General features: G+C 64.7%; 11 protein-coding genes. 4 read left to right on the forward strand and 7 right to left on the reverse strand.

Annotation, left to right across the window (positions count from 1 at the left end):
* Positions 1-132: 132 nt before the first annotated feature.
* Positions 133-2,040 carry a 3-dehydroshikimate dehydratase QuiC gene (gene quiC, locus ACMGGN_RS10970; RefSeq protein ID WP_012314114.1) on the reverse strand — a complete coding sequence of 636 codons (1,908 nt, stop codon included), beginning with the start codon at positions 2,038-2,040 and terminating at the stop codon, positions 133-135.
* Between the two features lie 493 nt (positions 2,041-2,533).
* Here quiC and ACMGGN_RS10975 point away from each other — a divergent pair, with 493 nt between their 5' ends.
* Positions 2,534-3,907: an MFS transporter gene (locus ACMGGN_RS10975; RefSeq protein WP_046785490.1), complete on the forward strand. Its 1,374-nt coding sequence runs from the start codon at positions 2,534-2,536 to the stop codon at positions 3,905-3,907.
* 35 nt (positions 3,908-3,942) lie between these two features.
* Here ACMGGN_RS10975 and ACMGGN_RS10980 read toward each other — a convergent pair whose 3' ends face one another.
* From ACMGGN_RS10980 to ACMGGN_RS11000, 5 genes are all read right to left on the reverse strand, one after another.
* Positions 3,943-5,355 carry a DOPA decarboxylase gene (locus ACMGGN_RS10980; protein ID WP_119688817.1) on the reverse strand — a complete coding sequence of 471 codons (1,413 nt, stop codon included), beginning with the start codon at positions 5,353-5,355 and terminating at the stop codon, positions 3,943-3,945.
* A gap of 200 nt (positions 5,356-5,555) precedes the next feature.
* Complete coding sequence (locus ACMGGN_RS10985; protein ID WP_119688816.1) at positions 5,556-6,500, reverse strand: LysR family transcriptional regulator; 945 nt, start codon at positions 6,498-6,500, stop codon at positions 5,556-5,558.
* A 136-nt stretch (positions 6,501-6,636) separates the two neighbouring features.
* The gene (locus ACMGGN_RS10990; RefSeq protein WP_039603624.1) at positions 6,637-7,347 is read right to left on the reverse strand and encodes a YebC/PmpR family DNA-binding transcriptional regulator; all 711 of its coding nucleotides are present in this window, start codon (positions 7,345-7,347) and stop codon (positions 6,637-6,639) included.
* A 95-nt stretch (positions 7,348-7,442) separates the two neighbouring features.
* Positions 7,443-8,834, reverse strand: a complete 1,392-nt coding sequence (locus ACMGGN_RS10995; RefSeq protein ID WP_115275078.1) for an FAD-dependent oxidoreductase — start codon at positions 8,832-8,834, stop codon at positions 7,443-7,445.
* A 14-nt stretch (positions 8,835-8,848) separates the two neighbouring features.
* Complete coding sequence (locus ACMGGN_RS11000; RefSeq protein WP_414156760.1) at positions 8,849-10,165, reverse strand: MFS transporter; 1,317 nt, start codon at positions 10,163-10,165, stop codon at positions 8,849-8,851.
* A 240-nt stretch (positions 10,166-10,405) separates the two neighbouring features.
* Here ACMGGN_RS11000 and ACMGGN_RS11005 point away from each other — a divergent pair, with 240 nt between their 5' ends.
* Positions 10,406-11,275, forward strand: a complete 870-nt coding sequence (locus ACMGGN_RS11005) for a LysR substrate-binding domain-containing protein (RefSeq protein ID WP_115275080.1) — start codon at positions 10,406-10,408, stop codon at positions 11,273-11,275.
* A 100-nt stretch (positions 11,276-11,375) separates the two neighbouring features.
* Positions 11,376-11,750, forward strand: coding sequence for a DUF2784 domain-containing protein (locus tag ACMGGN_RS11010; RefSeq protein ID WP_251962386.1), 375 nt, complete (start codon positions 11,376-11,378; stop codon positions 11,748-11,750).
* Here the strand turns inward: ACMGGN_RS11010 and tam are convergent.
* A complete protein-coding gene (gene tam, locus ACMGGN_RS11015; RefSeq protein ID WP_046785497.1) occupies positions 11,740-12,516 on the reverse strand; it encodes a trans-aconitate 2-methyltransferase in 777 nt (258 codons plus the stop codon). The two genes, ACMGGN_RS11010 and tam, sit on opposite strands and share 11 nt — an antisense overlap.
* A gap of 102 nt (positions 12,517-12,618) precedes the next feature.
* Here tam and ACMGGN_RS11020 point away from each other — a divergent pair, with 102 nt between their 5' ends.
* On the forward strand, positions 12,619-12,798 hold the full coding sequence (locus ACMGGN_RS11020) for a hypothetical protein (RefSeq protein WP_115275082.1): 180 nt from the start codon (positions 12,619-12,621) through the stop codon (positions 12,796-12,798).
* The last annotated feature ends 1 nt before the right edge of the window (position 12,799 follow it).

Raw genomic sequence — 12,799 nt, forward strand, 5'->3', positions numbered from 1 at the left:
CCGTGAGTGGAGGGTTGGAAGGAAGCGCGCTGTTGATCGGGTGGGCAGGATTGGCGGGGGCCCAGCCTGAGCCCCTTGATCAAGCGCTGCACAGGCAGCGCCCGATCTCACAGGCCGTGAACCCTTGGGCCGTTACAGCACCGGCTTGCGCGCCGCTCCGCTGCGCCGCTTGGCCATTGCCGCCAACCGCACAGGAACGTTGGCCGCACCGTACCCGGCATACCCCCCCTTGCGCTGGATGATTTCAAAGAAGAACCGGTCCTCGAACGCCTCGGTGTACACGTGGAACAGCTCGCCGCCCTGGGCATCGCGGTCATACAGCACGTTGTAGTACGCCAGCTCGCTGAGAAACTCGTCGTCGAAATCGAAACGCGCCGCCAGATCGTCGTAGTAATTGAGCGGAATTTCCAGCAACGGCACACCGGCTTCCTTCGCCCGCGCCACTTCCTTGAAGATGTCGGCACAATCGAAGGCGATATGGTGAACGCCCGACCCGCGATAGCTCGACAGCGCATGAGCGATGGCGGTGTTGCGGTTCTCCGAGATGTTCAGCGGCAGGCGCAGGCTGCCGCACTGGCTGCGCAGGGCGCGGCTTTTGACCAGGCCGTACGGGTCGGGCAACACCACTTCATCATCTGCGGCAAAGTCGAACAGGCTCTTGTAGAACAGCACCCAGCTGTCCAGCGACTCGGCCGGCAAGGCCAGGGCCATGTGGTCGATGCGCTGCAGGCCACCGGTGCTGCTGGCGCTCTGGTCCAGGCGGAAGTCGGTGTCGTACAGCGACGGGCCTTCCTTGCCCTGCTCCACCAGGTAGATCAGGCTGCCATCCGGGGCGCGTACTGCAGGCACCTCACATTCGTTGGGGCCGACCAGCCCACGGAACGGCTGGCCGCGGAAGTCGGTGGCGCGTTGCAGCGCCGCGTGCTCGTCCTTGACCCGCAGCGCGGTGGCGCACAACGATGGGCCGTGGGCCTCGAAGAAGTTGTGGCCAAAGGAGTAGGGCTCGGCATTGAGCACGATGTTGATGTCGTTCTGGCGCAGCAGGCGTACGTCCTTGCTGCGGTGCTTGCCGGCGTCGGCAAAACCCAGGCGCTTGAGCCAGCTGCCCAGACGCGCGCCGACCGCTTCGTCCACGGCAAATTCGAGGAATTCCACGCCGTCGTAGGTACTGGCGGCGGGCGGTGCGAACAGCACACCCGGCTCGATCGCGGTGCCCTCCTGCTGCAGGCGCAGGCGGGTCTGTTCCTCCAGGTACAACAGCGAACGCAGGCCATCGGCGGCGTTCTGGCGCGGTGGTGCGGCGCGGAAGCCGTCGTTGAAGATTTCCAGCGACAGCGGGCCGCGATAACCGGTGGCCAGGATCGGCGCGAGGAAACCGGCCAGGTCCATTTCGCCCTGCCCCGGGAAGCAGCGGAAGTGGCGGCTCCACTCCAGCACATCCATGGCCAGGATCGGCGCGTCGGCCATCTGCACGAAAAAGATCTTGTCGCCGGGGATATCGCGGATCGCGGCAGGGTCGCCCTTGAGCGACAGGGTGTGGAAGCTGTCGAGGATCACGCCCAGCGCCGGGTGGTCGGCCTGGCGCACCAGGTTCCACACTTGCTGGTAGGTGTTGACGTGACGGCCCCAAGCCAGGGCTTCGTAGCCGATGCGCATGCCGCGTTGGCCGGCGTGCTCGGCGAGCAGGCGCAGGTCGTCCACCAGCAGTTGTTCTTCGCCCAGGGCGTCGGCCTGCACGTTGCTGCACACCAGCACCAGGTCGGTGCCCAGCTCTTGCATCAGGTCGAACTTGCGCTCGGCGCGGTCGATGTTCTTCTGCAGGCGGTCGCGGCGGCAGCCTTCAAAATCGCGGAACGGCTGGAACAGGGTGATGGCGATGCCGAGGTCGGCGCACATCTGGCGCACCTCGCGCGGGCTGCCGGCATAGTAGAGAAGATCATTTTCGAAGATCTCGACGCCGTCGAACCCGGCGGCGGCGATGGCTTCGAGCTTTTCCGGCAGTGTGCCGCTCAAGGACACGGTGGCTATCGAACGCTGCATGGTGGAATTCCTTGTTATGGGGCTACTGGGCTGGAAGCTGGGGCTAAGCAACACACCATCAGACTTCTTGGCATGATGAATTATTCGCAGGTAAAGTCATGGCAGCAATCACTTTGTACGGAACGGTTAGTTTTGCGTTCGATTACCGCACAAAACCCGTTTTGGCGAATTGATTCACTGCCACCCCTGCGCAACCATGAGACCAGACGCAGGCACACCGACCACCACTTTCTGCCCAGTGGCCGTTCGGCACAACCTGCGCTCACAAGCCCAGCGCCACGACATAATAAGTTCAATAAAACGGGTACAGACCTATGCAAACATCCCTCGCCTTGCAACCCGCACCTGCTCGATCGTTGTCTTCAAACAGACTTGGCTCGCGATCGTCGGCCCTTTAAGCACCCACATACTCCCGATAGCGATCGCACACCCACTGGCTTGCCGCCTGACGGCACCGGCTGTGCGGCGACCAACAAAAACAACGGAGACAACGATGGCTAACTCCAGCTCTCAAGCCAAGAAAGCGACCGCCAGCGGATGGATAGGCTCGGCACTCGAGTACTACGACTTTTTCATCTATGCCCAGGCTGCGGCACTGATCTTCCCGCAGATCTTCTTCCCCAACACCGACCCCAAGATGGCGATCATCGCCTCGCTGGCCACCTACGGCGTGGGTTACCTGGCCCGTCCGGTCGGCGCCTTCGTGCTCGGCCACTGGGGTGATACCCGCGGGCGCAAGAACGTGCTGCTGCTGTGCATGTTCCTGATGGGCATTTCGACCATGGCCGTGGGCCTGCTGCCTACCTACCACGATATCGGCATGCTCGCCCCGGCCTTGCTGGTGCTGCTGCGCCTGGTCCAGGGCTTTGCCGTGGCCGGCGAAATCTCCGGGGCCAGTTCGATGATCATGGAGCACGCACCGTTCGGGCGGCGCGGCTACTTCGCCAGCTTTACCTTGCAGGGCGTGCAGGCCGGCCAGGTAATGGCGGCGGCGGTGTTCCTGCCACTGGCCTACTTCATGCCCAGCGAGGCGTTCAATGACTGGGGCTGGCGCATTCCGTTCCTGATGAGCGCCATCGTGCTGATCGCAGGCTTCATCATCCGTAAGGAAGTGCACGAAACTCCGGCCTTCGTGAAGGAAGAGAAGCAGGACAAGGTTGCCAAGTCGCCAATCAGCGAGGCCTTCCGCCACAGCTGGAAGCACATGGTGCTGGTGATGTTCATGGCCTTGATGAACGTGATCCCGGTAGTTGCCACCATCTTCGGCGCGGCCTACGCGGTACAGCCGGCCTACGGCATCGGCTTCGACAAGAGCGTGTACCTGTGGATCCCAGTGGTGGGCAACATCGTTGCAGTGCTGGTTATCCCGTTCGTGGGCAATCTTTCCGACAAGATCGGCCGTCGCCCGACCATGATCGCCGGTTGCCTGGGCTCGGGCCTGCTGGCCTTCGTTTACCTGTATGCAATCAGCATCCAGAACGTGCCGCTGGCCTTCGCTACCTCGATCCTGATGTGGGGCATGGTTTACCAAGGCTACAACGCGGTGTTCCCAAGCTTCTTCCCTGAGCTGTTCAACACCCGCTACCGCGTGTCGGCCATGGCCATTGCCCAGAACATCGGCACCATGCTGACTGCGATGCTGCCGGCGTTGTTCGCCCTGGTAGCGCCACCAGGCTCGGATAACATTCCGCTGGTGGTTGGCGGCCTGGCGTTCTTCATCACCTGCGTATGTGCCCTGGCAGCGTATGTCGCGCCGGAAACCCATCGCCTGGCGATGGAAGACCTGGGCAACCCGCAGGCCAAGCCGATGGACAAGGAAGCCTATGAGGCCAGCCGCAAGGGTAGCCTTCAGACAGTGAGCCACTGACAGACGCAAGGGGCCGCACTGCGGCCCCAAGCATTTTAGCCGTTGACCACTGCCTGCAAGCGCTGCCACAACCGCTCGACATGCTCGCGTTCAGTGGGCAGCGCCCCCACCGAAACCCGCACCATCCAGCGCCCGTTCAAGGTCGCCGGCGTGACATAAGCCTCACCGGAGGCATTGAGCCGCTCAGCCCATGCCTTGGTATGCGCATCCAGCGCCTCCCCTTCCAGCCCCCCAGGCCGATGCACAATGCACAAGGTCTGCAACTGTACCGGCGCCAACAACGCCCACTCCCCTGCCGCCTCAACCTGTTCGGCCAGCCAACGGGCATTGTCCAGGTCGCGCCGCAAGCGCTGCTGCAACGCCTCGACCCCCTCGCTGCGCAACATGAACCACAGCTTCAGCGCGCGGAAGCGACGCCCCAGCGGGATGCCCCAGTCACGCAGGTTCTTCACCTCACCATCGACCGCCGACTGCAGGTAGCTGGGGTTGGTGCTCATCACCCGGATCAGGTGCTGCGGGTCACGCACGTAGTAGATAGAACAGTCGAACGCCACCCCCAACCATTTGTGCGCGTTGACTACCACAGAGTCGGCCAGCTCGATGCCGTCCCACATCCAGCGGCATTCGGGCAGGATCATCGCTGAGCCGGCCATGGCTGAATCAACGTGCAGCCACAGCCCCTGGGCCTGGGCGATTTCGCCAATCTGGCGCAAGGGGTCCAGCGCCGTAGTGGTGGTCGTGCCGGTGGTAGCGACCACTGCGCAGGGCTGGTTGCCTTCAGCCAGGTCCTGTTCGATGGCCGCCAACAAGGCATCGGGGCGCATGGCGAACTGCTCGTCGGTGGCGATCAGGCGGATGTTGGTGCGGCCGAAACCGGCCAGCAGCGCGGCCTTGTCCACCGAACTGTGGGCGTGGGCGCTGACATACACGATCAGCGGTTTGGCTTCGGCTTGCAGGCCGCCACGCACCAGGGCGTAGTCGGTGGCACGTTCACGGGCACAGATCAGCGCGACCAAGGTGCTGGTAGACGCTGTGTCCTGAATCACGCCGCTCCACTGCCCCGACAGGCCCAGCAACTGGCGTACCCAGTCCAGAGTGGTCTCCTCCAGCTCGCTCAGCGCAGGGCTCGATTGCCATGACAGGCCCAGCACACCCAGGCCCGTGCTGAGAAAATCGCCGAGCACCGAGGACAAGGTGCCGTTGGACGGGAAGTAGCCATAGAAATCGGGGTGTTGCCAATGCGACAGGCCTGGCATCACCAGCGTGTTGACGTCATCGAGGATCGCTTCGAACGGCTCGCCCTGTTGCGGGGCGCCGGCAGGCAAGGCAGCTTTAAGGTAGCCGGGCTCGACCTGGGCCATCACCGGGCGGTCACCGACCGTCTGGCGGTAATCGGCGATCAGGTCGATCAATTGATGGCCGTACTGGCGGAATTGTTCTGGGGTCACGCGCGGTCTCCTGTGGGTTGTCCGCTGTCAGGCCCGCCCCCATCGCCGGCAAGCCGGCTTCCACAGGTACTGCACTGGGCTTGAAGGCTCTGGGCACCTGTGGGAGCCGGCTTGCCGGCGATGGGGGCATCACCAACAGCACAAGGGCCCCAGTCTAGGCGCCTGCCGCCACGCCAATAACCCCGCTTGGCGCATACCTGCTATGGCAAAGCCGCATGCCCACCCTGCACGCCGAACTGTGACTGGCGCCACAGCTCGAACACCCGGTTGCGCAACCAGCGGTGCTCGGCCGACGCCTGCAGGCGCTGGTGCCACACCACCCAGTAGCGCTGGGTATGCTCCACAAATCCCAGCGGCCGCCAGGCCAGGCCATGCAGCCGGCACAGTTGGCGGGCAATATGCTCGGGCACCGTCGCCAGCGCCTGGCTGTTGCCAATGACCTGCACGGTGGCCGAGAAGAACGGCACTTCCAGGCTGATGCGCCGCTGCAGCCCCTGGGTGCGCAGGTGGCGGTCGATGAAGCTGTCCTTGTCGCCACCGCCGGAGATGCGCACGTGCTTGAAGGCCAGGTAGTCGTCCTGGCTCAGCACTTCGCAGGCCACCAGCGGATGGTCCCGGCGCATCAGGCACACCGCACGGTCCTCGCCAAGCAGGCGACCGTGCAGGTTGGCCGGCGATTCGTCGAACAGCGTGGTCGCAAGGTCGATCTCGCCGCTGGCGAGCAAAGCGTATTGCCCGGCCTGCCAGGTGCGGTAGTCGATGCTCACGCCCGGTGCTTCCTGCTCCAGCGCCGCCACCAGCAGCGGCAGCATGTGCTCTGCAACATAGTCGGACGCGGCCAGGCAGAAGCGCCGCTCGCAACGGGCCGGATCGAACGCGGCCGGCTGGCGCAGGGCCTGAAGCTCTTCAAGCACCTGGCGCAGCGGCTCGACCAGGGCTTGGGCGTACTCACTGAGCACGTAGCCACGGCCCTGGCGCACCAGCAATGGGTCGTCGAAGGCTTCGCGCAGGTGTGCCAGCTGGCGGCTCAACGCCGACTGGCTGACGCCCAGGCGCTCGGCGGCGTGGCTGAGGTTTTTCAGCTGCAGGAGACAGTCGAGGGTACGCAGGTGGGCGAGGCTGAGGGAGGCGAAGGTTGGGTTCATACAGGCTTCCCCAGGCTGAACACAGGCCCAATCGCCGGCAAGCCGGCCCCCACAAGTACCGCGCAGAACCTGAGCTTTGCACTGTACCTGTGGGAGCCGGCTTGCCGGCGATTGGGCCGCAAAGCGGCCCCGGCTTTTACTCGGTCAGGCCAACGTAGACGTTCTGTACGTCGTCGTTCTCGTCGATCGCTTCGAGGAACGCCTCGACTTCAGCCAGTGCCTCGGCACTGAGGCTGGCAGCGCTCACCGGGTTCTTCGGGGTGTAGCCGATCTTGGCCGAAGAGACGGTGAAACCATGCTCGGGCAGGGCTTTCTGCACTGCATCCAGGTCGGTGGTGTCCGTGATGAACAGGGTCGAGCCCTCTTCTTCACCTTCTTCAAAGTCCTGGGCACCGGCTTCGATGGCGGCCATTTCCGGGTCGGCATCGCCGTCGGGCATGGCTTCGATCAGGCCCACATGGTTGAAGTCCCAGGCCACCGAACCGCTGGCACCCAGCTGGCCCTTGCGGAACAGCACGCGAATCTGCGCGACGGTGCGGTTGACGTTGTCGGTCAGGCACTCGACGATCAGCGGCACCTGGTGCGGCGCGAAACCTTCGTAAGTCACCGCCTGGTACTGCACGGCATCACCGTCCAGGCCCGCGCCCTTGCGGATTGCCCGGTCCAGGGTCTCGCGGGTCATGGAAGCCTTCTTGGCTTGCACGATGGCCAGGCGCAGGCGTGGGTTCATGTCGGGGTCGGCGCCCGACCTGGCTGCGATCTGGATTTCCTTGGACAGCTTGCCCATGATCTTGCCCTTGGCATTGGCAGCTGTTTCTCTATGCTTGGCTTTCCACTGTGCGCCCATGTCGACTCTCTTGTTTCAGCGGCCGGTTCAGGAAGCGACCGGCCAAAAAGTGGGAGCAGTTTATACGCCCTCGGGCCAGTGTTCGACAAGAAATCTCACGCTTTGTCGGCCTTGCCCGCCGCCGCTGCGAACCGGGCCAGCCGCACGTCCAGGTGGCGTGGCCGCAGCCCCCGGTCTTCGGCGCGCTCCTTGCGCCGGATTGCATTGCGCACCATCAGCGACCCCAGGTAACGGATCGGCTCCGGCGGGAACAGCCCCAACGGGCCCTTGACCAGTGGCGAGCGGGTCCACGGGTTGTCCAGCCCCAGCGCCAGCGACGAGAGGATCTGCCCGCCCATGTGGCACGGCCCTACCCCGCTGCCAGAGTAGCCGAAGCCATAAAACACGTTGCCCTGCCCGTCCAACCGCCCGAAGAACGGCAGCCCGGTCACCGAGCGGTCGGAGGGGCCGTTCCAGCTGGCCGCCAGCGGTACCTGGGCCAAGGCAGGGAAGAAATCGGCCAGGCTCTCACGCAGCAGCGGCCGGTATGGCGAGGGTTGATCGAACACCGGCAGCATGCGCCCGCCATAGGCGAAGGTGTTGCCACCCTTGCCGAGCATCAGGCGACCATCGGAGGTGTTGTGGTAGTAATGCACGAAGATCCGTGAGTCCAGCACGCTGATGCCGTTGTTCAGGCCGATCTCGTGCAGCAGCTCGGGGCACGGTTCGGTGATCACCATGTCACTGGAGACGATCGCCACGCTGCGCTCGAACTGCGGGAAGGCACGCGCCATCCAGGCATTGAGGCCGAGCACCACGCGGTCGGCACGCACCGTGCCGTGGGCCGTGCGCACCAGCGCCGGAGCGCCGTGCTCCAGGCCGGTCATGGCCGTGCCTTCATGAATGCGCACGCCGCGCTGCAATGCCACACGCCGCAGGCCGCGTACCAACCGGCCAGGCTGGACGGTGGCGGCGGCCGGCGAAAACCAGCCCTCCAGGTGCCGCGCCGAGCCGGCCAGGCGCTGCACCTCATCCAGCGGCAAACGCTCGAATGAATTGATCCCCTTGTGCTCCAGCGCAGCGATCACCGCATCGGTTGCACCCACCTGGGCCTGGTTGGTGGCGGTGTACAGTGTGCCGTCCAGGCGGTAGTCGCACTCGATGCCATTGGCCGCGCAAAACGCGCCAATGGCACCGATGCTGCGCTCTGACTCGCTTACCAGGCGCACCGCTTCGGCCACCCCGAACAGACGCTCGAGGGTGAAGTACTTGGCCGACCAGGACAACGCGCAACCACCGTTGCGCCCACTGGCGCCCGCACCGCAGATGTCAGCCTCGATCAGCAGCACGTCCAGCGCCGGCACCGCCTCCTTGAGCATCAGCGCGGTCCAGAGGCCCGTGTAGCCGCCGCCGACGATGCACACGTCGCAGCGGGCATCGCCTTGCAGTGGCGGGCATACCGCGTCCTGTTCACAATCCAGGGCCTGTTGCAGCCAGAAGGGTCTCATTCGCTCGCTTTCCTTTAGGTACGCAGTGGCTTGATCGCCATGCTGGTGTTGGGCGCCACATCATTGGCCTGGGCTGCGCTGGCCGGGCGGCTGTTCCAGTGCGGCAGCAGCACCAGAGCCGAGAACAGTGCGCAGCCAGCGAACACGATGAACACCGTGACGCTGTCGAAGTAACCGGGCAACAGGCCGCCGAGCACCGCGCCCACCGAACCGCAGCCATTGACGAAACCGGCTGCCGTGGCACCGGCCTTGGCGGTGCCGAAGTCGATGGCCGCCGCGCCGCTGATCATCGAGTCCGGCCCGTACAGGGTCAGGCCCATGAAGAACAGCAGGCCAACCACCATGGCGATGCTGCCGCTGTGCATGGCTGCCATGAACGCCGCCAGGGCCACGGTCAGCAGCACCAGGCTGATCACACAGGCCGGCATGCGCCGGGCGCCGAACAGCTTGTCCGATGCCAGGCCGATGATGATGGGGCCCAGCAGCCCGGCCAGTTCAAAGGCCGTGGGGATGATCGCAGCACCTACCTTGCCGACGGTGGGCATCTGCTCGAAGACGATCACCGGCCCCCATAGCAAGATCGCGTAACGCGCCGGTTTTAGAAGAAAGTACGCCAGGCCCAGGGTCAGTACCGTGCGGTTGCGCAAGATCTCGCGCAGCGGCGTCCACACACTGCACAGGCTGCCGGCCGGGGCCATGCTCTGCGGCTCGGGCTCGACCGCCGGCAAGCCCACATCCTCGGGTTTGTTGCGCTGCAGGAAGAAGAACAGCACCGCCACCGCCGCCACCACCGCGGCACTGGAGAAGAATGCCGCATGCCAGCTGCCGATCAGGGTATAGGCCCACCAGCCGGCGAACGGCGAGGCGACCAGGCCGCCAAATGCATAGCACGAGCTCCACAACCCCAGTACCCGGCCGCGCTGAACGGCAGGGAAGAAGCTGCCGATGTTCTTGCACAGCCCGGCCCAGCCGGTGGACTGCGCCAGGCCCTGGATCAGCATGCAGGTGGCGAAGATCGGGAAGGTCGCGTAACTGCCCATCACCACTGCTGCTGCCGCCGAGATCAACAAGCCACCGAGCACCACCACACGCGGGCCGAAGCGGTCCGCCAGCATGCCCCAGGTGAACTGGCCCACGGCATAGGCGGCCAGGTAGATGGCGTCGAGGTTGGCCATGGAGGCCTTGTCGAGCATGAATGCCGGGTCTTCACCAATGCCGAGCTTGGCCACCGAGAAAGCCTTGCGGGTGAAGTAGAAGGCGGCGTAGGCCAGCCAGGTGATAGCGAATATCTGAATGCGCCAGCGTTTCAGCGCGGCTAGGGAGTGATTCATGTGCGTCTGACCTCTTGCTCAAGTGTGCCGGCAGAATGTGAATAAACGCCTGTCTTGTTTTTGTGTTGCGCACTGCATGACGTGGCTCGTCATCTGGTCAGATGGCGCAGGGGTGCGCGCCATGCCCGGCGGCCGCTTGTGGCAGCGCTGGGTTGGTCAGTATGGAAACAGGTGGTGACTGATAAATAAAATCGATTTATCGTATTTCACACATAAGCTCAGCTTGTTACTGGAGTCCACATGTCGGTGTCCCACGCTCAACTCAGGGCTTTCCACGCAGTGGCCGTGCACGGCAGCTTCACCCGGGCGGCAGAAAAGCTGTTTTTGACCCAGCCGGCCGTGTCCGACCAGGTGCGCAAGCTCGAAGAGCGCTTCGGGGTGCTGCTGTTCCACCGCAACAAGCGTTCGGTGCAGTTGACCGACCTGGGCGAACGCCTGCTGGGCATCAGCAAGCGCCTGTTCGCCTGTGAGGCCGAAGCCCACGAACTGCTGCAGGACTCCCGCGCCCTGCACACCGGCAGCCTGGTGCTGGCGGTGGATGCGCCGGTGCATGTGCTGCCGCAGATCGCACGCTTCTGCCAGCGCTACCCGGGCATCCAGGTCAAGGTCGAGACCGGCAACACCGACGAGTCCCTGGCCCGGCTGTTCAGCTATCAGGCTGACCTGGCACTGTTAGGGCGCGATGTCGACGATGAGCGACTGCACTGCATGCCGCTGCGCCGCGACCCGATGGTGGCGTTCGTCTCGCACAACCACCCCTGGGCCAGCCGTGGCTCGATCAGCCTGGCGGACCTGGACGACACGCCGCTGGTGCTGCGCGAGCCTGGCTCGGTGACCCGGCAGACACTGGAGGAAGAAATGCAACGCGCCGGGTTGCGAATACGCGCGGCAATCCAGGTCGAAGGCCGCGAGGCCGCGCGCGAGGCGGTGGTGGTGGGGATTGGCGTGGGGGTGGTGTCGGCCGCCGAGTTCGGCGCCGATGCGCGGGTGTGCGCGCTGCCCATTGTCGATTGCCAGCGGCACCTCACCGAGACACTGGTGTGTTTGAGCGAGCAGCGTACGCGGCGGGTGGTCGCGACGTTCCTGCAGGTGGTGCAGGAGAGCTTGTAGGGGCCTTCCCGGCCCTATCGCCGGCAAGCCAGCTCCCACTGGTTTTGCGCTGAGCCTTCATAACTATGCTGGGTATACATTCCTCTCTAATGTGCATCCCATGTTTTTCCGTCTAGCCGCCGACACGCTGGTGCTGCTGCACCTGGCCTTCATCCTGCTGGTGCTGTTCGGCGGCCTGCTGACGCTCAGATGGCGCCCCGCCCTGCTCATCCACCTGCCCGCCCTGGCCTGGGGCCTGGCGGTTGAGGGCCTGCACCTGGAGTGCCCGTTGACCGGCTGGGAGAACCGCATGCGTTTCGCCGCAGGCGATGCCGGCTACCACGGCGGCTTCGTCGAGCACTACATCTGGCCGCTGATCTACCCCGCCGGGTTGACGCCGCAGATCCAGTGGCTGCTGGGCGGCGTCGTGCTGCTGGTCAACCTCGGCATCTATAGCTACGTGATCTGGCGCTGGCGCCATTCACCTACCGCGTAGCAATCACAAACAGCCGCGGGAACGGCAGCAGCACCTTGCCGTCGGTGGCCGCCGGGTAGTCGTGCTGCATGGCCTGCAAGTACATCTGCAGGAAGCTCGCCTGCTCCTGCTCGTCCAGCCTTGCCAGATAAGGCCGCAGGGCCGAGCCCTTGAACCACTCCACCACGGCCTCGGCGCCACCGGTCAACGGGTGATGGTAGGTCGTGCGCCACACATCCACCCGCGTACACAGCGGGCTGAGCAGGTCGTAGTAGAACGCTGCGCTATGCCGGGGCGGCAAGCTCAGGTCGGCGAATTTTTCGGCCCAGGGGCCGCGGCCGGCAATCTCGCGCAACTGGCGGTGGGCCGGCTCGTCGAGGTTGTCCGGGGTTTGCACGGCCAGGCTTGCACCTTCACTCAGCTGGCGCACCAGGTGCGGGTAGAGCGAACCGTGGTCGGGCACCCATTGCAGCGAAGCGTTGGCCAGGATCAGGTCCTGCGGTTCGGGGGCGGTCCAGTGGGCGATATCGGCAATTTCGCAACGCACCCTGGGGATGCGCAGGCGCTGGCGTGCGCGCGCCTTGTCGATCATGTCCGGGTCGCTGTCCAGGGCAGTCACCTGGGCATCGGGGTGGCGCTGCAGCAGTATTTCGGTGGAATTACCAGGGCCGCAACCCAGGTCGGTAGCGTGGCGCACCGGGCGGGGAGGCACCGCGGCAAGCAGGTCGCGCACCGCACGGGTGCGTTCGTCTTCGAACAGGGAATACTGGGTGGCGGACCAGGCCATGAGGGGCTCCTTTTGGCGGGCAATGTGCTCAGCATAAGCCATCTGTCGCCTGTACGGGCCCTGTCGCGGGAACTGTTAGCTCATCCTTGAAGTCAGCCCCTTATGCGCATGCCCATGAAACCATTCCTCGCCCTGGCCCTACTGGCCCTGATCAGCGCCGCCGCCCTCCTCGGCTCACCGTGGATGAACGGGCGCTTTCACATGCCAGCGGACAAAACTCCCGCCCATCAACGCGAAACGGCCGGGTCCACGAGGGAGCCGGCCGCTTCGGGCAACCACTAGC

This window comes from Pseudomonas sp. BNK-30 (assembly GCF_047456185.1).
Taxonomy (GTDB): Bacteria; Pseudomonadota; Gammaproteobacteria; order Pseudomonadales; family Pseudomonadaceae; genus Aquipseudomonas; species Aquipseudomonas putida_E.